The organism is Sphingomonas sp. VDB2 (assembly GCF_047946695.1).
In the GTDB taxonomy this organism is placed as follows: domain Bacteria; phylum Pseudomonadota; class Alphaproteobacteria; order Sphingomonadales; family Sphingomonadaceae; genus Sphingobium; species Sphingobium bisphenolicum.
Genome location: NZ_CP159615.1, coordinates 3,526,539 through 3,550,359, shown reverse-complemented (window position 1 = coordinate 3,550,359; position 23,821 = coordinate 3,526,539). Strand labels below are relative to the sequence as shown.

At 60.6% G+C, this 23,821-nt stretch carries 21 protein-coding genes and 1 tRNA gene; 12 read left to right on the top strand and 10 right to left on the bottom strand.

The window, feature by feature from the left end; all coding sequences use genetic code 11:
- Positions 1-47: 47 nt before the first annotated feature.
- The 5 genes from ABT375_RS17715 to ABT375_RS17695 all read right to left on the bottom strand — a co-directional run bounded on the left by ABT375_RS17715 (position 48) and on the right by ABT375_RS17695 (position 6,844).
- Complete coding sequence (locus ABT375_RS17715; RefSeq protein WP_416463510.1) at positions 48-1,253, bottom strand: hypothetical protein; 1,206 nt, start codon at positions 1,251-1,253, stop codon at positions 48-50.
- Between the two features lie 72 nt (positions 1,254-1,325).
- Positions 1,326-2,570: a nitrate/nitrite transporter gene (locus tag ABT375_RS17710; RefSeq protein WP_416463509.1), complete on the bottom strand. Its 1,245-nt coding sequence runs from the start codon at positions 2,568-2,570 to the stop codon at positions 1,326-1,328.
- A gap of 217 nt (positions 2,571-2,787) precedes the next feature.
- Positions 2,788-4,002: a CmpA/NrtA family ABC transporter substrate-binding protein gene (locus ABT375_RS17705; RefSeq protein WP_416463508.1), complete on the bottom strand. Its 1,215-nt coding sequence runs from the start codon at positions 4,000-4,002 to the stop codon at positions 2,788-2,790.
- Positions 3,999-4,580 (bottom strand): ANTAR domain-containing response regulator, encoded by a 582-nt coding sequence (locus ABT375_RS17700; RefSeq protein ID WP_261936779.1) that lies wholly within the window; start codon positions 4,578-4,580, stop codon positions 3,999-4,001. The genes ABT375_RS17705 and ABT375_RS17700 overlap by 4 nt, the downstream gene beginning before the upstream one ends.
- Positions 4,581-5,182: 602 nt before the next feature.
- Positions 5,183-6,844, bottom strand: coding sequence for a DUF6119 family protein (locus ABT375_RS17695; RefSeq protein ID WP_416463507.1), 1,662 nt, complete (start codon positions 6,842-6,844; stop codon positions 5,183-5,185).
- A gap of 88 nt (positions 6,845-6,932) precedes the next feature.
- On the opposite strand from ABT375_RS17695, the gene ABT375_RS17690 reads away from it, so the two are divergent.
- Genes ABT375_RS17690 through ABT375_RS17675 form a run of 4 tightly spaced genes read left to right on the top strand, consistent with a single transcriptional unit; the run spans position 6,933 to position 13,153 of the window.
- Entirely contained in the window at positions 6,933-8,735 is a 1,803-nt protein-coding gene (locus ABT375_RS17690; RefSeq protein WP_416463506.1) for an N-6 DNA methylase, read from the top strand.
- Positions 8,728-9,933 (top strand): restriction endonuclease subunit S, encoded by a 1,206-nt coding sequence (locus ABT375_RS17685; protein ID WP_416463505.1) that lies wholly within the window; start codon positions 8,728-8,730, stop codon positions 9,931-9,933. The genes ABT375_RS17690 and ABT375_RS17685 overlap by 8 nt, the downstream gene beginning before the upstream one ends.
- Positions 9,930-12,860, top strand: coding sequence for a type I restriction endonuclease subunit R (locus ABT375_RS17680; RefSeq protein ID WP_416463504.1), 2,931 nt, complete (start codon positions 9,930-9,932; stop codon positions 12,858-12,860). The genes ABT375_RS17685 and ABT375_RS17680 overlap by 4 nt, the downstream gene beginning before the upstream one ends.
- Positions 12,861-12,889: 29 nt before the next feature.
- On the top strand, positions 12,890-13,153 hold the full coding sequence (locus ABT375_RS17675) for a M48 family metallopeptidase (protein WP_120252119.1): 264 nt from the start codon (positions 12,890-12,892) through the stop codon (positions 13,151-13,153).
- Between the two features lie 146 nt (positions 13,154-13,299).
- Here ABT375_RS17675 and ABT375_RS17670 read toward each other — a convergent pair whose 3' ends face one another.
- Positions 13,300-15,021 (bottom strand): hypothetical protein, encoded by a 1,722-nt coding sequence (locus tag ABT375_RS17670; RefSeq protein ID WP_416463503.1) that lies wholly within the window; start codon positions 15,019-15,021, stop codon positions 13,300-13,302.
- Between the two features lie 137 nt (positions 15,022-15,158).
- Here ABT375_RS17670 and ABT375_RS17665 point away from each other — a divergent pair, with 137 nt between their 5' ends.
- The 4 genes from ABT375_RS17665 (at position 15,159) to ABT375_RS17650 (ending at position 17,189) form a co-directional block, all read left to right on the top strand.
- Positions 15,159-15,311 carry a hypothetical protein gene (locus tag ABT375_RS17665; protein ID WP_416463502.1) on the top strand — a complete coding sequence of 51 codons (153 nt, stop codon included), beginning with the start codon at positions 15,159-15,161 and terminating at the stop codon, positions 15,309-15,311.
- A 24-nt stretch (positions 15,312-15,335) separates the two neighbouring features.
- Positions 15,336-15,857 (top strand): hypothetical protein, encoded by a 522-nt coding sequence (locus ABT375_RS17660; RefSeq protein WP_416463501.1) that lies wholly within the window; start codon positions 15,336-15,338, stop codon positions 15,855-15,857.
- Positions 15,857-16,528 carry a hypothetical protein gene (locus tag ABT375_RS17655; RefSeq protein ID WP_416463500.1) on the top strand — a complete coding sequence of 224 codons (672 nt, stop codon included), beginning with the start codon at positions 15,857-15,859 and terminating at the stop codon, positions 16,526-16,528. Before ABT375_RS17660 ends, ABT375_RS17655 begins: the two co-directional genes overlap by 1 nt.
- A 163-nt stretch (positions 16,529-16,691) precedes the next feature.
- A complete protein-coding gene (locus tag ABT375_RS17650) occupies positions 16,692-17,189 on the top strand; it encodes a hypothetical protein (protein ID WP_416463499.1) in 498 nt (165 codons plus the stop codon).
- A gap of 100 nt (positions 17,190-17,289) precedes the next feature.
- Here ABT375_RS17650 and ABT375_RS17645 read toward each other — a convergent pair whose 3' ends face one another.
- Both ABT375_RS17645 and ABT375_RS17640 read right to left on the bottom strand, forming a co-directional pair.
- Entirely contained in the window at positions 17,290-19,026 is a 1,737-nt protein-coding gene (locus tag ABT375_RS17645) for a tyrosine-type recombinase/integrase (protein WP_416463498.1), read from the bottom strand.
- A 270-nt stretch (positions 19,027-19,296) separates the two neighbouring features.
- Positions 19,297-19,371 (bottom strand) — tRNA-Gln (locus ABT375_RS17640).
- Between the two features lie 122 nt (positions 19,372-19,493).
- Between ABT375_RS17640 and ABT375_RS17635 the strand changes: the two genes are divergently transcribed.
- A complete protein-coding gene (locus ABT375_RS17635) occupies positions 19,494-20,009 on the top strand; it encodes a MarR family winged helix-turn-helix transcriptional regulator (RefSeq protein ID WP_224548467.1) in 516 nt (171 codons plus the stop codon).
- A gap of 70 nt (positions 20,010-20,079) precedes the next feature.
- On the top strand, positions 20,080-20,394 hold the full coding sequence (locus ABT375_RS17630) for a hypothetical protein (RefSeq protein ID WP_261935316.1): 315 nt from the start codon (positions 20,080-20,082) through the stop codon (positions 20,392-20,394).
- Between the two features lie 22 nt (positions 20,395-20,416).
- Here the strand turns inward: ABT375_RS17630 and ABT375_RS17625 are convergent, their stop codons facing one another.
- Entirely contained in the window at positions 20,417-20,995 is a 579-nt protein-coding gene (locus ABT375_RS17625) for a helix-turn-helix domain-containing protein (RefSeq protein WP_416463497.1), read from the bottom strand.
- 27 nt (positions 20,996-21,022) lie between these two features.
- On the opposite strand from ABT375_RS17625, the gene ABT375_RS17620 reads away from it, so the two are divergent.
- Complete coding sequence (locus tag ABT375_RS17620) at positions 21,023-21,922, top strand: DMT family transporter (protein ID WP_318011103.1); 900 nt, start codon at positions 21,023-21,025, stop codon at positions 21,920-21,922.
- On the opposite strand, the gene ABT375_RS17615 is transcribed toward ABT375_RS17620, so the two are convergent.
- Positions 21,919-22,677 carry an enoyl-CoA hydratase-related protein gene (locus ABT375_RS17615; protein WP_416463496.1) on the bottom strand — a complete coding sequence of 253 codons (759 nt, stop codon included), beginning with the start codon at positions 22,675-22,677 and terminating at the stop codon, positions 21,919-21,921. The two genes, ABT375_RS17620 and ABT375_RS17615, sit on opposite strands and share 4 nt — an antisense overlap.
- Before the next feature lie 114 nt (positions 22,678-22,791).
- Between ABT375_RS17615 and ABT375_RS17610 the strand changes: the two genes are divergently transcribed.
- Positions 22,792-23,781: a bile acid:sodium symporter family protein gene (locus tag ABT375_RS17610; protein ID WP_416464934.1), complete on the top strand. Its 990-nt coding sequence runs from the start codon at positions 22,792-22,794 to the stop codon at positions 23,779-23,781.
- Positions 23,782-23,821: the final 40 nt, after the last annotated feature.

The following is a 23,821-nucleotide window of genomic DNA, read 5'->3' as shown; positions in this document are numbered from 1 at the left end:
TGGCAAATCAGCCGAGGGCTCAAGTGATTCCTCGAACGCTTTGCAAATCAAATGGCCCAATCGGCCTGCAACCACAGCTTATCGGTATTGGTGGCCAGGGTGCTCGCATCATAATGCGCATAGCGGATCGACAGCATCGCCTTCCTCACCTTCGCAGATGCGAGAATGTCGATTTCATTGCCATAATGCTGATTCAGGCGATCGGCGTCGAAACGATGCCAACTCGCGCCCAGCGCAACCCCAACCAGCGGCCCCATCTGCTTCCAGCCATAGCTGCCCCCGACATAAAGATCGCGCACGCCATTGCCCGGCGTCGTCAGAAACTTGTCGGCCCATCCCTGAAACTTGAAATTGGTCCCAAGCGGCGTTTGAAAACTGGTGAAAGGCAGACCATCGCTGGCCCCAAGCACTTCATAGCCGCCGTTCAGCTTCCAGCCTTTCATTTCCAGCGTAGCGTCGGCCAGCCAGTAATCAGCATCATAGGCATTCGGATTGGCGTGATAATCAGACTGGCGCGCATAGCTGAGCTGGTAGTCGATCTTCATCGTCTTCGACAGGGCCCCGCCGCCCGCCAGCCGCACGCCGTAGGTCTGGCTCGAAAGGCGGAAAGCCTGCACTGCGGCCTCATCCTGATCCACCAGATAGGCAAAGCCCGTGATCGTTCCGATGGGCGCGGCGTAAGACAGGTTCGCGAATATATTGTCGCCGCTTACGGCCTGCTGCCGTGCGCCAATCCCGTCCACGCCCCAGATCGTGCGCATGCTCCACGCATAGGCGACATCCAGTTTCAGGCCCTTGATGGGCGCCAGTTCCGCGCGCACCGCGTCGAACGTCTGCGCATTGTCGCGAAAGCCGACATTGCCGACGAACCGTTCATCATCCAGCGCGATCTTCTGTCGCCCGGCGGTCAATGTGATCGCCTTGCTCCTATATTGCAGTTGCGCGACATAGAGGGCGATATTCTGCGGGTCGGCCACCAGCGGGCGGATCGCTGCGCCATTCAACCCGTCATAATAATGGTCCACCACTGCCAGCGTCCCTTGTCCCACGACTGTCGCGCTGATCGCGCCGTCCGTGGCGGTCAGTCCCGCCCGAGCCCGGATTGTGAGAGCATCGGCCTCTTTGGACAGGCCGTCCTGATCCACATGCTCATAGCGAAGCCGCGCTTCGGCGACAGGTTTCAGCGTGATGTCCTGGGCGCAGGCCGGCGCCGCGACGGCCAGCACGGCCGCCGATGCAAGAAGATATTTCATGGAAGTCCCCCCTTCGGACTGGATGCAATGGAAGACGGCGGCCTGCGATGGGCCGCCGTCCATGCTCTACAGTCAGATACGCGCGCCGCTGGTCCAGGTGGCGCGCCACCTGGCCTTCACCAGGGTAAGGCTCAGCACCGCGATCATCGCAAACCCCGCGAAGATCAGGAAACCTGACGAAAAGCTGCCCGTCAGTTGCTTGGCTATGCCCAGCGAACTTGCGAGATAAAAGCCGCCGACACCCCCGGCCATGCCGACGAGCCCCGTCATCACGCCGATTTCGGATTGAAATCGCTGCGGCACCAACTGGAATACCGAGCCGTTGCCCGTGCCGAGCGCCAGCATGGCAAGGACAAAACAGCCAAGCGCGCCCACCAGCGTCGTTGCGAAAGCGACGCCCGCCAGCGCCAGCGCGGCGACGATATAGACCATCGTCAACGTCTTCACGCCCCCGATCCGGTCGGCGAGCGCGCCGCCCAACGGACGGACCAGCGATCCTGCAAAAACGCAACCGGCGGTGCAATATCCTGCGACGATCGGGGTCAGGCCGAACTGGTCCGTAAAATATATCGGCAAGGATGCGGCCAGGCCAACGAAGCCGCCAAAGGTGACGGCATAAAAGGCCATCAGCCACCACGCATCAGCATTTCCAAGCGGCTGGAAATAGTCGATCAGCTTCTTGGGGGCGGGCGGGTTCGGCGCGTCCTTGGCCATGACCATATAGGCCGCGAAAACGATCGAGAGGGGGATACAGGCAAGTCCCAGGACCGCGTTCCAGCCGAAAGCCTTGGCCAGCATCGGCGCGAACAGCGATGCCAGAACCGTGCCCGAATTCCCCATTCCGGCAAGGCCCATGGCTTTGCCCTGATGCTCGGGCGGATACCAGCGGCTGGCAAGCGGCAGCGCGATTGCGAAACTGGCCCCTGCAAAGCCCAGAATAACGCCCAGCATCAGCGTCCCGCCGAAGCTGTTGACACCCATCGCCCAGGCGCTGAACAAACCGACGATGACGATGATCTGGCTGATCGCACCCGACCGCTTCGGCCCGATCCGGTCCACCAGCAGGCCATTGAACACGCGCAGCAACGCGCCCGCAAGGGTCGGCGTGGCGACCATCAGGCCCTTTTCCGCCGGAGTCAGCATCAATGTCTTGGAGATCATGGGCGCCAGCGGCCCCAGCAGCACCCACACCATGAAGGCAAGGTCGAAATACAGAAAGGCGGCGATCAAGGTCGGCGTGTGGCCGGCCTTCCAGAAGCTTGTCGCGACGGCGGGCGATGCGCCTCCTTCTTCACGATCCCAATAAGCGGTAGCCATATGACGCTCCCCAATATGCGGAAAATGGACACGAAAAAAGCCGCAGGCCGGACGTCACCCATTGGATGAATCCGGTCAGCGGCTTTGCTGCGAGATATGATGAGAATGGCGATCCCATCATTGGGACGGCGCACCCTGATAAGCGCGCTTCGTCGCGCGACGGCTATCTTATCTCGTGATTCGCGCCATGTTGCAAGGCACAAAATTCCACGTCAATTCAGCGTGGCGCTCCGAAGCCGGCCAAAAATTCGTCGATTTTTTCCGGGTCGAACACACGCCCATCGAAAAAGCGATCCGGCCCCAGCGTCAATTCGCCCCGCCGTGATCCTACCGCCAATGGCAGATTCACCGCCCCTTCCAGCTTCATACTGGCGCCCGGCATGGCGACATCGCTTTCGGCGAGTGCACGGCGAAATATGTCCGGTCTGAACACCGCGCCTGCTTTTGCGGCATTGTCGGGCGAATGCTCGACCATCTTCCAGCGCACAAGCTGAGAATATATCCAAAGGGCCTGGCTGCGCCACGGGAAAAACGTTGCTTCGCGTGCGAAAAGCATGAAGTCAGGATGGGCGATTGGCGCCTCCCCCGAACGCGCGACAATCTGGCCGCTCAATGCGCGACCGATCAACTCCGCCGGTTGATCGACATAGCGTGGATTGGCGAGCAAGGCAGCCAATGCCGAGTGATTGGCCGGATTATCGCACCAGACAGCCGCGCGCGCCAACGCCCGCAACAGGCGGTCGACCGTTTCTGCATTGTCTTCCAGCCAGGCTTCGCGAAAAGCCAGTATCTTTTCTATCCCGCGCTGCCAGATGCGTTCGCCGATCGCCACCGTTTCCGCCAGGCCTTCTTCGACGGCCGCGCTACCCCAGGGTTCCCCCGCGATGAAGCCGTCAATCTCGCCCGCGCGCAGTGCTTCGACCGTCAACGATGGGGGCAGCACGCGCAACACCACATCCCGGTCCGGATCGATGCCCGCACTTGCCAGCCAATAACGCAACATCATGGAATGACTGGAAAAGCGATGGACCACGCCGATGATCGGCTTACGCCGCCAAAGGCCGATCGCCGCTGCGAAATCATGCGCCGTGCCCAATGGATCGGCCAGCCGCGCCGCCACGCTCTGGTCGAGCGCCTGGGCAAAATCGGTCGCCATCACCAGCATATTGCCGTTGACGTTGAGCTTGTAAGGAGCGGCCAAGGCGGCGGGCTGCTGGCTCAGCCCCAAAGTCACCGCAATGGCCAAGGGCGCCAGCATTTGCGCGGCATGGACCTGTCCGAATACCAGGCGGTCGCGAAGTGTCGCCCAACTGGTCGTCCGCACAAGCTCCAAATCCAGGCCTTCGGCTTCGGCAAATCCCATGTCGCGCGCGGCGACCAGCACGGCGGCGTCATTCAAAGGCAGGAAGGCGATCTTCACTGTCGTCGTCATATGCCCCCTCCCAGAAGGTCGCTCGCGGTAATCAGCGCCTGCGCCACGTCGACAATCTTCTTCCCCTGATTCATTGCTCCCGATCGCAGCAGCGCATAGGCGTCTTGTTCCGAGAGATTGCGCTGGTTCATCAGGATCGACTTGGCCCGATCAATAATTTTCCTCTCGGAAAGCGCCGTGCGGGCCTCGTTCAGTTCGGCCTGCATCTTGGCGAAGGCGTTGAAGCGCCGGACCGCAAGTTCCAGCACAGGCTTCACGCGCTCCTTGCGTAAACCGTCAACCACATAGGCGGAAACGCCCGCATCTATTGCGGCACCGATCATGGCCTCGTCCGACTGATCGACGAACATGGCGATAGGACGGGCCAAGGCGCGGCTGACGATCAGCATCTCCTCCAGAGTGTCGCGGCTGGGACTGCCAAGATCCATCAGCACGACATCAGGGGCCATACGTTCCAATCGTGCGACAAAGGCGCCGCGGGGCGGAACGATGTGAATGTCGTCATAGCCGGCGTCTCGCAGACCTTGCTCCAGCACGGTCGCGCGCAACCCGCTGTCGTCGATAATGACAATTCGCATCAGCGCCCCTTTACCAGCGACTATAGCATCGTTTGGACCGCTTGCATCAACCCAAGCGATTATTCGAACCATCCGTGCGAAACAGGCCGACGAAGCGTTGCCTATGACTGGAAGACGGATTTGCGGCCCAAAGGCCCGCGGCGCCGACAGTTGATGACTTCGTCCAATGTCGCGGGCATGACGGCTGAAGTCCGCAGGCCGCCATCCGAAAGTTCAGGTTTTGCGGTAGTTTGAGAGAAAACTGGCTGGGGCGGCAGGAGCCCCAGCCAAATTTTCACGCCCTACAAAGCCTTGAAAATACTGGCGCACAGCCGACGGCTGCACACCCGTTTGCTACAGCGTGTTGGCACAATCGACAACCTGGATTTCTTCAATCCAGCCACTTCGATAGCGGCCTAAACCGAGATCGCTGGGATACTCCTGCCGCTCCCCCGAAACTTGGTCGAGCGGAAAGCCAGTCCAGAAATCGGCATCCAGCTTCTGCCCGAGCCTAAGGGCAGAACGACAGAGATTTGGGGCGATTGCAGACCGACCGGCTCGCAGGCGCCCCGCTATGCAAGGAGGTATCGGTCACGCTGCGGAGCAGTTGCCTTTCCATATACTTAGGCCGCTGCCGCCAGTGTCGGCGGAGCCTTAGGCGTCCGCTTAGTCTTGGTTGTTGTGGATGCTGGCTTGGCGATCCACGCAAAGGCGCACTTGTAACCAAGTGCCCGCAGTTCATTTGCGGCCTGCCTGAAGGTCACAAGGCTGAAGAACGGAAGGCGGTTCGTGCCTGCGCTGACACCTGAACAGATTACTCCATACACTATCAGATGTGCGCCTTCGCTGAAAGGCGTCACGGAGTCGGTCACCAGCGCCTGGTAGCCCGTCAAACTGAGCGCCACTTCTTGACCCGCAATTGTTGTCCGCAGCCGATCGCGGAACGCTCCATCCATCTTCATAACGCGAGCTGAAACAGTGCCCTGATTGAAAAGATGGCTAAGCCGCGATGACGAGGTTTGATCCTTAATGTGGATCATTGCACCATCGTCTTGAAGGAAATCACACGCCTCGATCGAATAAGATGCACCTGTTGGCTTCACCAGTTTTCGGTCAAGGCAAAGCATGTTGTGGCCGCCAGTCGCAATCCGGTTGTTATACTTTTCCTCGTTTTCGTTTGCCAGTGCGGGCGGCAAGACGTGGGACGTGATCCCAGCGAAAAAGGCCGAAACTTCGGCAGCGAGGTTAGTATCAATCCGGTACCAGCGATCGGCCGACAGCACATATTTTTCGCCGTTCAGGTCCGTCTCGTAAACAAGGCACTCCTTGATGCGCCAGCTTTGGCCCTCGTCCTTGCCCTCGGCATTCACTTCACAGACTTTGTGCGTGGCGAGAAAGCCCGGCTCAAAGGATGGCAGCGCCTTTTCGCGCAAGTCCGATACATAGCCCACGATCTCCAAATCCGTGTGGACATTGGAGCAGCTGAATCCCTTATAGCGGATATGCCGTGCCTTCTCAGGGTCGTAGATTACGGGATAAGCTAGATGCAGGGTGTCTGGGATGACGCCTGTCAAACTTGCGCTCAACGCAGCGACCAGTGCAGCATCAAGCAACTCGATTGTTTCTTTATCGCGCACATGCTTGATTTGGTCGATCCACGCGAAATTCGCCTTGTAATCGGTCTTGCCGAACGCGCCGAAGGCATCAGCGCAGATTTGCGGCAAGTCGGCGACGCCCATTTCTTTGGTCAACGTCAAACCATCGCTGCCAGCCACACGCGAGGCGAAGTTGGTATCCTTAGGTTCGCCAGCAAGGCCGCGCACAATGTCACGTTCGATATCGATGCTGAATGCCGTCTGGTCGGAACGACGTGCAGTCTGTGTGCGGCGGGAAGTTGTGTTTTCGTCCGGGGTCCGGACATCAGCGCTGCGCAACTTGTCAGGGTCAACTGTGTTCAATACCACCCGCAGCCCAAAGTCTTGTTCAAATGCGTCCGGGTCTAGTTTTACGTGGCCCAAACCGAAAGAAACTGCAAACCACCGTCCAGCCGCGGGCAAGAACACCAGCCCGTAGGCCGTCAAGTTGGTGAGCGCCGCCTTCTGTGCATCTGACAGCTCAAGGAACTTGGACCACTTCGGCGCGCCGCCCCCGATCGTATCGAGAGCGATTTGCGCACCTTCCAGCTTGTCCCAAGCTTCCAAGGAAACGCCCGCCCGGACGCCGTCTGCCGGTTCCTTGCTGTCGCGAAGCAATCGGATCGATATAGTCTGCGATTTTTTCGTCATGCGAGCGCTCCTGCTTCATGATCGGCTTGACCTGTGCAAGCACTGTGATCATATAACAAACATGACAAATATATCAAGTTCGTCCGCAATGCTGCGTGCAATCCGCGATATGATGGGGATCACTCAGGACCAGCTCGCTGAGAGGCTGGGCGTGTCTTTCGCCACGGTAAACCGTTGGGAGAATGAGCAGAACAAGCCGCAAAAGGCTGCGCGCGAAGCTATTCGGGCGCTGGCGTTGGAAGCTGGGCTTGATGTCGGCGACGACGCTGCACCCCTCCCGGTAATTGCCTCCCCTGGTCGCCGTGGGCGTCGAGTCGCTGGGCAGGCTCCGTCTACCAAGTCGATGGAACAGATGCTTTGGGATGCTGCCTGTTCGATCCGTGGAGAGAAGGACGCGCCGAAGTTCAAGGACTATCTGCTGCCGATGGTATTCCTCAAGCGCTTGTCGGACGTCTTCGATGATGAGATTGCACGGCTGGCAGAGGACTATGGGAGCCGTGAGACGGCGCTGAAAATTGCCGCCGCCGATCATACCGTTGTGCGCTTCTATATGCCGCCAGAGGCGCGTTGGGCGATTATCAGCGGGCGGGAACGGTTCGAGTGGCCAAAGGACGAGGCGCCGCGCGACATCGGGGAGCATCTGACCAAGGCGATCCGTGCGGTCGTCAAGCAGAACCCCGACCTCGACGGCACAATTAACGTCGTCGATTTCGCCGTCGAACGGAATGGCGAGCGTGACATCAACCCCGCCAAGCTGCGTGAGGTCGTCGAGACGTTCTCCGATCCGCGCTATCGGCTTGGCCTTGCGGATGTTGAGCCGGACTTCCTCGGTCGCGCCTATGAATATCTGCTGCGCAAGTTCGCCGAAGGATCGGGACAGAGCGCTGGCGAGTTTTTCACGCCGACCGAAGTCGGCTTCCTTATGGCATATCTGCTGCGCCCCCGCCCCGGCGAGGAAGTGCATGACTATGCCTGTGGTTCGGCGGGCCTGCTGATCAAGCAGCAAATAGTGTGCCGCGAGCTGGATCCGCTCAGCAAGGTGCCGCTCAAGCTCTATGGGCAGGAGTTGCAGGCGGAGAGCTTCGCCGTCGCCAAGATGAACGGCATCATCCACGATATGGCGATTGAAATCGCGCGCGGCGACACGATGATCAACCCCAAGTTCAAGACGGCACAAGGCGACATCCGCGCCTTTGACATCGTGGTTGCCAATCCGATGTGGAACCAGCCGTTCGACCCGGAGCGGCTTGCGGCTGACCCGTTCGATCGCTTCCGCACGGCGGGCGGCGTAACCACCGGCAAGGGCGACTGGGCTTGGTTGCAGCATACCTTGGCCTGCATGAAGCCCAACGGACGCGCGGCGGTCGTGCTGGATACTGGCGCGGTGACGCGCGGATCGGGATCGAAGAACGAGGACCGCGAGCGCAACATCCGCAAATGGTTTGTCGATCGCGACCTGATCGATGGCGTGATCCTGCTGTCCGATAATCTGTTTTACAACACCAGCGCGGCGGGGATCATCGTGCTGCTCAACAAGCGCAAGCCCGAGGCGCGCAAGGGCAAGATCGTCCTCGTCAACGCCAGCAAGCGGGTGAAGAAGGGCAAGCCGAAGAACTACCTGCCAGATGAGGCGGTGAAGGGGATTGCGCGGCTGTTCGTTGGCGGCGAGCCGGTAGATGGTGAGGTGGCCGTGATCGACACGGCGCAAGCCGAGGAAGCAGATTACAACTTGAGTCCAAGCCGCTGGGCTGGTCAGGCGGGCACGCAAGACACCGGATCGATTGTCGATTTGCTCAAGGAAATCGAGACGCTCCATGCAAGCGATGTGAAAACCACTCCCGCGTTGCTGAAGATGCTTGCCCCTTTGGCGAAGGGGCAGGCTGATGGCTGATCCCCTTATGACTACAGTCGCCGACTGCTTGGACCGTGTCGCAGTTGGTGCTGCACCAAAGCTCACCACCGATCGATACCGGTCCAAGGGCACTTATCCGATTATTGATCAGGGTCAGGCTTTTATCGCTGGGTGGACCGATGATGATAGGGGATTGATTTCTGATGTCTTGCCGCTGATCGTATTCGGCGATCATACCCGTGCTTTTAAGTACGTTGATTTCCCATTTGTGAGAGGTGCTGACGGAACACAGCTTCTCAAGCCGAAGGCGGGTATTGACCCGCGTTATTTCTATTATGCGTGCCGAGCGATCCCCTTGCCGTCTCGCGGCTACAACCGACACTTTAAGCAATTGAAGGAGAGTACCCTAGAACTTCCTGGCTTTGATGAACAGGTTCTAATCGGGCGGTGCTTGAATACAGTCGATAACGGCATCGACGCAGAGGTTGTGATATTGGATCGCCTCGACGCGCTTAAACGCGCCGCTATGCGGGAGTTGTTCGCACGCGGATTGCGGGGCGAGGCGCAGAAGGAAAGTGAGATCGGCTCGGTGCCGGAAAGTTGGGAGATCAAGACTCTTTTGGAGCTTTGCACGATTTCGTCCGGTGGGACGCCTCGCAAGAGCGTCGCCGAGTATTGGAATGGCGACCTACCTTGGGTGTCTGGCAAGGACCTAAAGAAGCCCACGTTGGATGATGCCATTGACCACATCAGCGCGGAAGGAGCAGCCGCCGGAAGCAAGATCGCTCCCGCCGATGCTGTACTGATCTTGGTTCGTGGAATGGGCCTTGCGAAAGACTTGCCTGTCGCTCGGATATCACGGCCGATGGCGTTCAATCAGGATTTGAAGGCGCTTATCTCTAAGGGTGAAGTCACGGGCGCGTTTCTGCGATCGGCAATCTACAACCGAAAGGATGCGCTACTCTCGCGCATTGTGCCATCTGCGCACGGGACAATGACCTTGAACCTTGACGACCTTGAGAGCTTCAAAATTGGTTGTCCAACGGACCCTGACGAAATCAGCGGCATAACTGCCACCCTCGACGCCATCGACGCCAAGATGGACCTGCACAAACGGAAGCGGACCCTTCTCGAAAAACTGTTCCGGTCTCTGCTCCACAAGCTGGTGACGGGCGAAATCCGTATTGCCGATCTCGATCTAACCGCGCTCGAAGCCAATCAAAGGGTGGCCGCATGACCGACCTTGCCATCTCCGAAGCCGGCTCGGTGCAGTTCCCGATGGTGCGCCATGCCGAAGAAATCGGCTGGACGGCACTGACGCCGGATGACGCCCGCACCAAGCGCGGCAGCGAAGCGGCGATGTTCCTGCGCGACGAATTGGAAAGCGCGATTGCCGGGTTCAATCCGTGGCTGACCTCGGACGCCGTGCGCTCAATCTTCGAAACGCTCGACGCCATCCCCGCAACAATTGAGGGCAACCGGACAATGCTCGGCTGGATGCGCGGTGAACAGAGCTGGTATGACGAGAACGAAAAGCGACACCGCCGCGTGACGCTGATCGACTTCGAAGATGTTGCCGGCAATGCCTTTCATGTCACATGGGAATGGACGCTCAAGCCGCCCGCCCGCAAAGGTAATCGCGCCGATGTGCTGTTCCTGATCAATGGCCTGCCGGTCGCCATCGTCGAGCACAAGAACCCCAAAGACGGCAACGCGATGGAGCGCGCCATCGTGCAGCTTCGGCGCTATGAGGCGGAGACGCCCGAATTGCTCGGCGCGCCGCAACTGTTCAACGTCACCCACCTGATCGATTACTGGTACGGCGTGACATGGAACGCCAACCGGCGGTTTATCGCGCGGTGGAAGGAAGCGCGCGACGAGAGTTATCGCTTCGCGGTGCAGGCGTTCTTCGAGCGCACCGATTTCCTCCGCACGCTCCAGCATTGGGTGCTGTTCTATGTCGAAGACAACGAAACCCGGAAGTCCGTCCTGCGTCAGCACCAACGCCGGGCGATCGACGCGGTCGTCGCGCGTTGCGCCGATACCGACAAGCGGCGCGGGCTGGTATGGCACACCCAGGGGTCGGGCAAGACCTTCACCCTGCTGACTGCCGCCAGGCTGATTCTCGAAGATAAGGACCGGTTCGACAATGCGACGGTGATCCTCGTTGTCGATAGGACCGAGCTTGAAGGGCAGTTGAAGGGCTGGGTCGAGCGCCTGCTGGGCGAAATGCAGAAGCAGGACATCGCCACCCGTCGCGCGAACTCGAAGGATGACCTGCAAGCCCTGCTGGATGCCGATTTTCGCGGGCTGGTGATCGCGATGATCCACAAGTTCGAGGGGATCAACAAGGGCAGCGCCGACCGCTCCAACATCCACGTGTTCATCGACGAGGCCCACAGGTCGGTGGCGAAGGATCTCGGTTCCTATCTGATGGGGGCCGTGCCGAACGCGACGATCATCGGCTTCACCGGCACGCCCATTGCTGACACCGAGCGCGGAAAAGGAACGTTCAAGATTTTCGGTGCCGAGGACGAGCGTGGTTATCTCGACAAATACTCGATTCGGGAATCGATCGACGACGAGACCACCCTGCCGATCAAACACGTCATGGCACCGAGCACGATGACCGTGCCGCTGGAGCAGCTTGATCGCGAGTTCTTCGCCTTGGCCGAAGCGGAGGGCATTAGCGACATTGAGGAATTGAACCGCGTTCTTGATCGGGCCGTTGGTTTGCGCGCATTTCTCAAGGCCGATGAGCGTGTGGCGAACGTCGCCAAATTTATCGCCGACCATTTCCGCGAGAACGTGCTGCCGTTGGGCTACAAGGCGTTTGTGGTCGCGGTCGATCGGGAAGCCTGCGCAAAGTACAAGCGGGAGCTGGACAAGCATCTGCCTCCTGAATGGTCAGAGGCGATCTATACCAGCAACGTCAATGATGTGGTCGAGCGTCCTGACGTGGCGGCTCTGCAACTCAGCGATGAGCGGGAATCCGATGTGCGGCTGCTGTTCAAGAAGGCTGCCGAAGAGCCCAAAATCCTGATCGTCACCGACAAGCTGCTGACCGGATATGATGCGCCGGTCCTCTATGCGATGTATCTCGATAAGCCGATGCGCGACCATGTGCTGTTGCAGGCGATCGCCCGCGTGAACCGGCCCTATGTTGATGGCGAGGGCGTGCGCAAACCGATCGGGCTGGTCGTCGATTTCGTCAGTGTGCTGCGCGATCTCAAGAAAGCGCTCAAGTTCGACTCTGAGGATGTCAGCGGGGTGATCGAGGACCTCGACCTGCTGTTGGCCGATTTCCTCGCGAAGATCGTAACGGCAAAGGCCGAATATCTTGATGCGGGCGAAGGCGGCGCGGCCGACGAGCGGTTGGAGGCGCTGGTTTACGGAAAATTTCTCGACCCGGAACCGCGCAAGGCGTTTTTCGAGGCTTACAAGGACATCGAGAGCCTGTGGGAAATCCTGTCCCCCTCAGCAGAGCTTGTCGATCATATCACGACATTCAAACGGCTAGCGCAGCTCTACGCGACGGTGCGCAACGCCTATGCCGATCAGGTCGGGTTCGTTGCCGATCTTGCCTATAAGACGCGCCGGCTTGTTGAAGCGAACGCAGAACAGTCAGGGCTGGGCAATCTCACCAAGACCGTGACATTCGACGTGAAGACGCTCGACGCCCTGCGCGACAGCAAGGGTAGCGATGAGGGCAAGGTGTTCAACCTCGTGCGCGGCTTGCAAAAGGAAGTGGATGACGATCAGGCCAACGCGCCGATCCTCCAGCCGCTCAAGGACCGCGCCGAGCGCATTCTAAAAGACATGGAAAGCCGGAATGTTACAGGGTTGGCAGCGATTGATCTGCTCGGAGCGTTGGCGGCGGAGAAAGAGGTGCTGCTTGCGGAGGCCAAGGCAAGCGGCCTGTCAGCAGATGCATTCGGCGTCATGATTGCGCTTCGCGACGATCCCGCGCTGACTGGCGGCAACATCGATGTGCGGCAAGTCGCCGGTCTAATCGATGAACTTCGTACGCGCTACCCTAACGCGCTGCTCAACGACGATGAACGCAGGCGGCTACGCGGCGCGCTTTATCTCCCGCTTCTCGACCTGAATGATGAGGATCGGACCCGGATCGTGGACTTGATCATGCAGTCGCTACTGTCGTGATACAGGAAGGCGGCGCGATCGACCTAAAAATGCGCGTTATTCGATGGTCGGTGAAGTTGAAGGTCAATCCGCGGATCGTGCGGGTTTACCCTATGAGGCGGAAATGGGGATCATGTTCGTCTGCTGGCGTCATTACGTTGGCAATGGAGTTAGCGGACAGGGAACCAGAGTTCAGGGATTTCGTGATCGTCCACGAATTGCTTCACTTGCGCTATCCGATTCATAGTCGTCTCTTCCAAGCGATAATGACAATGCATATACCGAACTGGCGGAAGCTGGACGCTCAACGCTGACATGTGTTTCAGAGCGATATCGCAGCGGGCATCTATTTCGGACGCAAAGCTGTCAGCTTGCCACCTGTAGGCTGATCGCCAGCTTCTGTCAGAACTGGCGTTGGCGATGTCTGATCTGAACGGCCGGCATTGGTCGTGACCAGTTGTCAGTGTCGTTCGTCGCGACCACGATCCTTTGCCTGCTGCGTCGAAGTATCGAATTCCGACGGCCGCCCCTTGGACTGGCTGACGGTTTTAGGCGACAAGCTCATAGCCTGCTGTTGCAGGCCGCTGGTACGTTCAACCGCGGCGTTGACTTCCGGCGATCGCCGATCTGGCGGAATGGCTTCCCACACCTGAAGGTATGACGTCACCAGCACCTGTTGCTTTTTCATCGCCTTCTGATCGAGCGCTATCTGGACCTGCCTCGCGCTCAGTGCTGTCCGCTCTGCTGCCAGCTTTGCGCTATCGTCTGCCAGTTTCGCTTTCATGGAAGCGATCATACGCTCCGTTTCGGTCTTTGCAGCCACGACTATCTCGCGGGTCTTCGCCAAAGCCATGGCGGCCGATCGAGCGGCGGCGCGCACCCAAGAAACCCATCGCGCTCGATAGGCTTCACGTTCCGCCCTATCCATGGCAGCTTCATTCATCCAGATGCCGCGCTCACTATCGTCTGGCCGCAGTTCTAAGGTGTTATCGTCCAGCGCCCGGTTAACGAGGGCAAGCTGGCGCGACGCGATCTCCGCATCCGCCTGTCCTGCTGCGGTAGCAGCTTGTGCCGCGCGTTCTTCGGCAATGGCTTTGTCGCGTTTTCGCTGCGCTTCTTCTATCTCATCATTCGCCAGTCTGACCGCGAGCGATGCTGCCTTTGCTTCTTCGCGCGCGCGATCCGCTTTCAGTGCCATTGCATCGGCGTCAGCTTGCGCCTGGTCGCGCATCGCTTGGGCGAGTTGCTCACTCTGTTTTCTGGCCGCATCCAGCAGCCGCTCTTTTTCTGCCTCCGCCTGTTTTCGGATCATATCGGCCTCTTCTCGGGCAGCATCACCGATCCGAGCAGCTTCGGCGATACTATCCGCGATCATGTCTCCTCCGATCTGACGGGCATTTTCGAGCCCTTTCACAAGGCCAGCAGCCTTATCGGCAAGACCATGTTCTTGATCGGCAAGACGACCCTCGATTTCCGCGCGATCCTGCGCGGCGACCTCCCGATCTGCTGCCGCGATCTTGCGATCTGTGGCAGCAGCATAGGCTTCCGGTGAACTCCAATCGGGTTCCGGGCCTGCTTTCGCTTGGCCACGGATTGCCTGAAACCCCCGTTCGCGCAGGAATTGCGCGAAAGCGTCCTGCAGAGCACGACCTTGCTGGCGCAGGATATCCTTGTCTTCCTTAATTGGCCCAAGCTGCTCTTTCGCCATCAGCTTCAAATGTCTGGACAGGCTGATCGCCATCTTTTCCGTGTGCTTGGTCTTCTTGATATAGCGCGGCGCCAAAAACAGATCAGCGTTGGTCAGCGATCTCTCATCGCGGTCCATGCGGGCGGCGAACACGGCGTCCCCGCCGAAAAGACGCTGAGCGAAGTCGACCGCAAGCTTCAGAGCGGCTTCGGCGTCGGCTGTGGTTTCCACTGGCACACTTTCAGGGAATTTGACCAAAAGGTGTAGCGCCTTGCCCTTGCCGGCCGGAATGAAGGCGCCATCGACATGGGCGGCGTACAACGCACGGTAAGCCAGCGGATCCTCGCTCACGCCGGTCGGTAACCAAGTTAAGGGTGGCGCCTCACGTACGCGTCGTGCTTGCGACCGTTCATCGCCGCGCCGGGCGTGCCTTTCCGCCATTTCAAGCTCAAGGATCGTTTGGCGGCTAATGCGGGCCATGGAGTAGAGAGACACGGGCAAAACTCTTTTTCGAAGGTACGGAGAAAAAGATAACCCGCTATTCTTTTTTTCACACCCCCAGGGTGACGAAAAAAAGGCGGGCCGGGCAAGCCCGGGTAAATCACGCCTTTGGCGCGAGCTCGCAGGGACTGATGATCGTTGGCCTGACTGCCTCGATCGCCCCTTCTCGCGAAGGCGGTGAGCGCAAAGGCACTCACCGTAAGGAATTGCACGAGCCTTTGAAGCTGTCGGCCGTGAAGAAATGGAAGGTCGGCAGCCTGATCCGGACCATGCTGGTCCGGTGATCCTCCTGCCAAGAAGGCTTTACCTTGATGCTCACCTACTACCCCAGCGGTTCGGCATACGATCCGTCCGTGCGCGTGCTTGCGCTCCCGGCCCACGCTGTCGGCGATATCGGCGATGTCCATGCCGGCGACGGCCTGCCCGCTGGCGCGTTCGACGTTGCGGCCGCGAACCTCATCATGGCCGCCACCCCATGCGATGGGCCGCTGTTCTTGCCAGCCATAGAGCAGGCAAGTCGGAGGACTGGCCGGGACATCATGTTGGTCAGAACCGGTCTCTTTCCTGAAACCCTATCTGCCGTCTCCGTCGATGTGGCATTTGCCCGTGCCGCAAGCCCGATGATAATCCCTAACTTGGCGTTCATGCGTCACGTCGATCAAAGCCTGTGGCTCGTACCGCCGCTCCATGGGCCATTCATCGAAATTCGAAGAGACGGGCTGAGGCTCACAACTACTGCGCCGTTTTCAGACGGGGACGAGCGATGCGATGGTACCAGTCGCGCCGCCGCTGAAATCGTCCGGATCGTCGCCCGCGGGAGGTTATGCTGATGGCTGCTCGCGCAAAGACCGCACGCATCGTGGCAAAGCAGGCAGTGGTTCCGGTCACCATGAAAGCGATCGTAACCGACCCCGCCGACCCGCTGACTTGGCTATACACCAATCCGTTGGGTGCCAGTAACAGCGGAATTACTTTCGGTGTGCTCAGGCGAAGTTATGGTGATCGGCTGAACAGCGCCGCACTGTTTGGGCGGCGCAAGATGCAGCCGATCGCGCCTGTTGGAGATCCGCTGTCCTCGCCTTGGCGCACCACTGCAGAGCGCATTGATGTTGTCCTTCCGTTGGGTACCGATGACGGTCTTGCCGATGCGGAATCGATCCTGACTGGCATGGATGAACACGCTGTCGCACATGAGAAGGCGTTGTTGGTCTATCTCACCCTACCTTTTCGGGAGGATGACCGGCTGCACGAAGGGTGGGAGCGATGCCGAGACTTTGCCCGACAGATTGCGCGCGACCGAGGCCTTGCCTCCGTCTTGATTCTCCACTCGCCGGGTTCCGTGGGCGCACCACACCCGCCGCATTGCCACCTGCTGGTAATTCCGAGGACGACCCGCCTCGGTCTCCGGTTCGGCGTCTATGACGACGAGTTGACCTGCGATCAGGGGCAGGCGGTCATCGAGGCGATGTGGCGACGACACATCGCGAGCGATCCAGCTTAAGCATCAGATGCCCCACAGTGGGTACGATCCAGCCCGGGCATGGCTTCGACCATGTCCGGGTTTTTCGTGAATCACGCGGCTGCGGCGGGGCCGCTGCCGGTTGAATGGAAGGGAGGTGGAAGGTCGATCCCCGTGGTGGGGACGAAAATAAAGGAAGACCAGAATGAACACCGCCGCCACCGCCATCGATATCGCTCGCCGTCATGTCGAGGCAGTCAGCCGAATGCTGCTTGGTGACAAAAAAATGGGAGAACGCCTGTCGATCGTGGCAGCCGACCCGCTGACGCCAGCCTCTGCCACCCACATTGCTCTGGCAGCGAAAGAGGCCAGCGCTGATTTGATCTGCCTCGAGTTCGATTTCACGGAGGCCGAGCCCGAATTGCGCGACATTACATTGGTCGCCGCCCGAGAGGAGGGTGTGTACATTCACAGCGGCTGTCGTCTGGCTATGGCACCTGGCAGTCGCCTGGCACGATTGCTGCCCCGAGAAGGTGGGCGTGGCCACTTCCAGATACTGCAGAACGAGATCGTTCAGCGCGAAGGCAAACCGGTCGGGTTGCGCACTGGCATTGATCGCGCAGCGTCTAGGTTGCGTCAGTTGGTTGAGAACGGAGTGGATGTGACCGATCAGATCGCCGTTCACTTGGTAACACCAGAATAAGCGCGCAGGCAGACGATTATCGGCGCTGTTGGCGATTGATCGCCGCCAGACCGGGTGGGGGAGTTTTCAGCTCCCCCGTGACGGTATGATGGTCGGGCTGCTATTCTGCGCGGCCCTTGCGGCTCTTGGCCGGTTGCGCGATACGCACCGCTCGCGGCGGCAGTTGTATGCGAGCGGATACGAGATGTGCGGTCACTGACGGCAACTGCTCGACAACCGCTAAAAGTTCAGCGAGCGGCCCGGCGTCGCTGTACCGCTCCTCGTTGATGTTGGCCCCGGCGTGCCCCATCACATCTTGTCGGAATTCGCTAAAGACTTTCTGCGTCTTGAGGTCCGTCGAGAAGCGATGGCGCATGCCATGCACGGTGGCATCCCCTGTCAGACGGGCACGGGCTTTCAAGTGCGCCCAGACATTCTTGAAATATACATCTCCGAAGCCCTGAACCGCGTTGGTCGGTCTCAACTCAGGAAACAGAACGTCGTAACCGCGTTCGCCACATTCATGGACGAAGTCCAGAAAACCGAGGCGAATCAGTTCCCCGTGTAATGGTACCGGGCGAACCGAGTGGTCATTCTTGATCCGTCCGGTCTCCGTGAAGTCGATCCAGATGAAGGCGATGCCATTCTCAATCTTGATGTCCTGGGGGCGAAGCTTGCACAGTTCCTCGCGCCTGGCACCCGTGTAATGCAGCAGAAGAGGGCACCAGTAGAATGCGTCGTGCACGATCGCCCGGCCGGGGGTGAAGCGGGCGCTCAAGACCTTCTGACCGGTTCCGCCCGCATGCGGCTGGCAGCCGGTAAAAACCGTCAGCGCGAACAACTTTCCGACGTCGTCGGCTGGGGTGGTAGGGCGCAGGCTGCGTGCGCGCTTTGCCTTTGAAACAGGGATGAAAAGATCGTCGAACTTGATCGACGGCACAACCACGCCAGTCTTGCGGGCCCAGCGATGAAGGCCTTTCAGGCTGGAGATGTGACGGTTGCGGGTGCGCGCCGAGAGATGCTGTGCCTTGTCCTTCTGGAGGCTGTCGTCAGCCTCGAAAGTCGCAATTCTCTGAAGGAGCGCCGTCCTGCTCTTAGCCGACCCCATGTCATAGCGGCCCGGCAGGTAAGCGAGCTTGCGCTTGAAACGCGCAAAGTCGGCTTGCGTATATGTTTCGAAGGGCTTCTGGCCGACCAGCAGTTCGAACAGCGCGGCGCTGCTGCGCGCCTGCCGGGCAGACTTGATGTCCCAAATTTCCTCGACGACAAGGTCGGTGATGGCTTGCTCGACAAAATCGGACAGCAGCGGGCCTGACGTCGCTTCCGTGGCTGCCGTATCCAACCTTACGGGCGGGGCACAGCTTTCAGCGGGCTGCTGGGCATCCTCAATTGGAGCGATGGCTTCCTGAAGCGCGACCTCGGCTTCGATGTGCGCGTCGCGATAATGCGGGTAGACTGCAAGTTCCAGCATCCAGCGGAGCCGGTCGGTCGGCTCGTAGCCGCGTAGCCGCAATTCCCGGTCAAGAGCCTGAGGTTGCAGCTGCGTGATGCCTTTCTCTTCGCGCAACCGGATGATTGCACGAAGGTCGGCGAGCCGCTGCTCGTCCCATCCCAGTTCGGTAGCAAGCCGGAGTTCTTCGGCAGGAAGAAGCGACATATGGCCGCCGAGGTTGGTCAGGCGCTGGTAGTAATCGACGAAAGCGAGGTTGGCGGCGCTATGCATCTCAGCATCGCAAGGCGCCGCGCGTTGCTGTGAACAGAGATCGGCTAGCAATTCCTCGTAGAGGCTGCGCGCCATCGCCTGCAGTTCGTCCTCCGCCGGCACGGCCCCCACCGTGCGGATCTTTTCATTCAACATGGTAAGCACACCCCCGGTCGCCCCGGCCAGCGCGGCTCCCCAGTTCCGCGCCTTCGACCGATCCGACGTTCTCAAGGATATCCTGATATCGAGAGGCCTGCCACCGGAAATGCGGTGGACCCGGCGCCACCAGAAAATGTGACCGCGTCGGTATACGTGCTGCAGAGATGCCATGCTCAGCCTTCCGGCCAGCGTGTTGGCACACACAGGTGCACAATTTTGGCTGGCCATTTAAGTTAGGCCAGCAAATTCAGGCATTTAAGGTAAAACTGGCTGGGGCGGCAGGATTCGAACCTGCGAATGGCGGCATCAAAAGCCGCTGCCTTACCACTTGGCGACGCCCCAGCAGGGCCGATCATCTCGGCGCGGATCGCCATATAACGCGTCATCGGCGAAAGGAAAGCCTAGTCATGATAGTTTCGTGACGCCAATATGCGCTTTGTCTCTTTGCCGGATCACACCCCTTCATGTCGGTTTCCAGTTCCCCCGCCTCGCCCGCCCCGATCTCGCCTGCGTCCCCTCTCTTCCTGCGCGAGGACGAGATCAGGCGAGGGATAGAGATGCTGTATTTCGGCTATTCGGCGCTCACCCGATCGATCGATGAGGGGCTGGCTGCGCAGGGCCTGGGCCGGGCGCATCATCGCGCACTCTACTTCATCTCGCGCCAGCCGGACCTGACCGTCAAAGACCTGCTGCGGCTGCTGGCGATCACCAAGCAATCCCTGGGCCGGGTGCTGAGCGATCTGGTGGAGCGCGGCTATATCGAGACGCGGGTGGGTGCGAGCGATCGCAGGCAGAAATTGCTGCGGCTCAGCCCGTCGGGCAAGGCGCTGGAGGCGGAACTGTTCCGCGCGCTGCGCGAAAAGATGGCGACCGCTTATGCTCAGGCGGGACAGGGATCGGTCACCGGATTCTGGCGCGTGCTGGAAGGGCTGATCCCCGAAGCGGACCGATCGATGGTATTCGGCCTGCGCGGCGGATAGTGTATGCGGGCGAAACCTTCTGCCGCTTCCTGCGCTTATGGGGCTCCATTCAATGGCAAGAGGAGCCACGATGCGCACTTCCCTTATCGCCGCCGCCGCGCTGCTGACCGTCGCCGGCCTGTCCGCCTGCTCGGAAAAGGCGCAGGATAATCTGGACAATGCCGGATCGGCGATCGGCAATGATGTGAGTTCGGCGGTAGACCGCGCCGGCGCGAAGATCGATAACGGCCTTGATGACGCCGGCCGCGCGATCGATCATGGTGCGGACAAGATCGGCGCGGCGACTGACAAGGCCGCAGCCGATGCCAAGCGCGAAGCCGGCGAGACGAAGCGCGACGTCGGCGCCTCGCTGGAAAAGGCGGGCAGCGATCTGCGGAACGAGTGAGCGGGCCTGACGCCCCTGTCGCTTAAAAGACCACGTTTCGGACGAACCGCACCGGCCCTGCTTCGTGATTGACGAAGATATAGGGCCGATCGCTGGTGAAGATGAGAAAGTCGCCGGCCACCACTATTTGGGGATCGGCGCCTTCTCTCTCGACCGTCAACACGCCTTCCATGACATAGAGCATCTCGTGCCAGTCGGCCGCATCCGCTTCGGCAGGATAGGTTTCGCCCGCGGCCAGCGACCAGGTCCATAGTTCGGCTTCTCGCGCGGCGGGGACGGTGCCGAGCAAGGTGGCGCGGCTGTCGGGGCTTTGCCCCCGCCACGCCAAGCTGTCGATCCGGCTGTTGTCGCGCATGTCGGACGGGCGAACAAGGCGCGAAAAGCTGACGTCCAGCGCCTGGGCCAACCGGTCCAGCGTCGACAGGCTGACATTCGCTTCCCCGCTTTCGATGCCGGAAATCATGCGGCGGCTCACACCCGCCTGCGCCGCCAAACCATCCTGGCTGAAGCCGCGCTCGGTACGCAGCGCGCGGACATTGCCCGCAACATGGGCGAGGACATCCGGGCGCCGCTCCTGCGTCGGCATATCTTGACTGTGCAATATAGTGCTCATAGGGCAATGTGCATTATGTTGCACAATGATCCTTCCGACAAGCCTGCAGAAAGCCGAATGATGATCGGCCGCCCCGAACTCGCGTTGATCGGGGTGACGATCCTGTGGGGCGGTACTTTCCTGATCGTGCATCAGGCGATGCGCGAAAGCGGGCCGCTCTTCTTCGTGGGCCTGCGCTTTGCGACCGCCGCCCTGCTGACGCTGCCGCTCGCCCTGCCGGTTCTGCGCGGGCTGACGCGGCGCGAACTGGTGGCGGGACTGGTGATCGGGCTGGGCATTTTCGTGGGCTATTCGCTCCAGACCTGGGGCTTGCAGACGATCAGCAGCAGCACGTCGGCCTTCATCACCGCCGCTTATGTGCCGCTGGTGCCGATATTGCAGTGGGTGATCCTGCGGCGGCGGCCAAGGCTGGCGAGCTGGGCCGGGGTCGCGCTGGCCTTTGTCGGGCTGCTGCTGATCGCCGCGCCCAAGGATGGACTGGCGCTGGGGACCGGCGAATTGCTGACCTTGCTCAGCACCGTGGCGATCGCGCTGGAGATTATCTTCATCAGCCTGTGGGCCGGGCGCGTGAATGTTGCGCGGGTGACGGTGGTGCAACTGGCGGTGACCGCCCTGCTCGCCTTCGCGTGCATGGGGCCGGCGGGCGAGAGCGTGCCGCCCTTTTCCTGGTCAGTCGTTTTGAGCGCCTGCGGCCTGGGGGCGATGACGGCGCTGATACAGTTGGTCATGAACTGGGCGCAGCGCACGGTGTCGCCGACGCGGGCGACCCTGATCTACGCCGGCGAGCCGGTCTGGGCCGGGATCATCGGCCGGGTCGCGGGCGAAAGGCTGCCGCCGACGGCGCTGGTCGGCGGACTGCTGATCGTCGCAGCGGTGATCGTCAGCGAGATACGCTTTGGTCGAAAGGCCGATTAGCTCCGTCGAAACACCGGCGCGCGTTTTTCGAAGAAGGCGGCAAAGGCTTCCTGCGCCTCGGGCGAGGCAAGCGTTTCGCGGAACAGGCGTGCTTCCTCTTCGATCCGGGTATTGAGCGCGGTGGGATCGCCCTTCATCAAACGGCGGGTGGCGGCCAGCGCCTGTGGCGGCTTGGCCATCAGCGCCGCCGCCTTGGCGCGGGCATGGTCGAACAGACCCGCGGCCGGGACAATCGCAGTGACGAAACCGGCGCGGTCGGCGCCGTCTGCATCCATCGGTTCGCCCAGCAACAGCATCGCCGCCGCCTTGGCATGGCCCATGACCGCGGGCGCGAGCAGACTGGAGCCGGCTTCGGGCACGATCCCCAGATTGACGAAGGGCATGACAAAGCGCGCGTCGGGCGCGGCATAGACGAGGTCGCAGTGGAAGAGCATGGTCGTGCCAACGCCCACCGCCAGCCCCTGCACCGCCGCGACCAGCGGCTTGTCGAAGGCGGCGATGGCGCGGATGAAGTCGAAGGCGGCGGCCCCGCCCTCCGGCCCGGCGGTGAAATCCTTCAGGTCGTTGCCCGCGCAAAAGGCGTCGCCCCGACCCGCGATCAGCACGGCGCCGATGTCGGCGCGGGCCGATGCGTCGGCCAGTGCGGCGGTCATGGCGCGATACATCGCCGCGGTCAGCGCATTCTTCTTGTCCGGGCGATCGATGTGGATTTCGATCACGCCTGCCTCGTCCACGATCGCGATATGGTCGCTCATGGTCAGAGTCTCCCTGTCCTGTCTAACTTGTGCCGGCCCAAGGCGAAGTTGTTGGCGCATCCCATGGCCTGCGTCTATCCCCCCGCCTATTCTATCGCCTGACCGAAGCTGATGATGAACCGCCTGCGCCAAGCCCTGGACCCGTTTCTGCTACTCCTGCTTGCGACCGTCGCCCTAGCGTCGCTGCTGCCGGCACGCGGCGAGGGCGCGCGTATCGCCGGGATCGTCGCGGACGCGGGGATCGTGCTGCTTTTTTTCCTGCATGGCGCAAAATTGTCGCGCGAGGCGATCTGGAGCGGTGCCAAGGCGTGGAAATTGCACCTGGCGACGCTGGGGACGACCTTCGTCGCCTTCCCGTTGCTGGGATTGCTGGTCGGCCGATTCGGCTTCGTGCCGCAGGATATGCGCGCGGGTCTGGTGTTCCTGGCGCTGCTGCCGTCGACGGTGCAATCGTCCATCGCCTTCACCGCGATCGCGCGGGGCAATGTGGCGGCCGCGGTGGTCAGCGCCTCCTTCTCCAACCTGCTGGGCATCTTTCTGACGCCGCTGTTGGTCGCGCTGCTCATGCAGAGGGGCGGTAGCGGGAGCCTGATCTCGCTGTCTTCGGTCGAGGGGATCGTGCTGCAACTGTTGCTGCCCTTCGTCGTGGGGCATCTGTTGCGACCGTGGATCGGCGGCTTCGTGACGCGGCACAAGGCGATGCTGGGACGGATCGATCGCGGATCGATCCTGCTGGTGGTCTATGCCGCCTTTTCGGCCGCGGTGGTCGAGGGGCTATGGTCCAGAGTGTCGAGCGAGGAACTGCTGGTGCTGGCGGGGCTGTGCATCGCGATGCTGGTCGTCATCCTGCTCTTCACGCTGATGCTGGGGCGGATGCTGGGCCTGTCGCGGGAAGATGCGATCGTGCTGCAGTTCTGCGGGTCCAAGAAAAGCCTGGCGTCGGGCGTGCCGATCGCGGGCGTGTTGTTCCCGGCGGCGGCGGTCGGGCCGATCCTGCTGCCGATCATGGTCTTCCACCAAATCCAGTTGATGGCCTGCGCCATGCTGGCGCGGCGCTACGGGGCGCAAGCGGATGCCAAAAGCGACAGCGAGTCGGACAGCTGAATCGATTTGGGATGGCGTTCCGCACGGTTACATTATACAA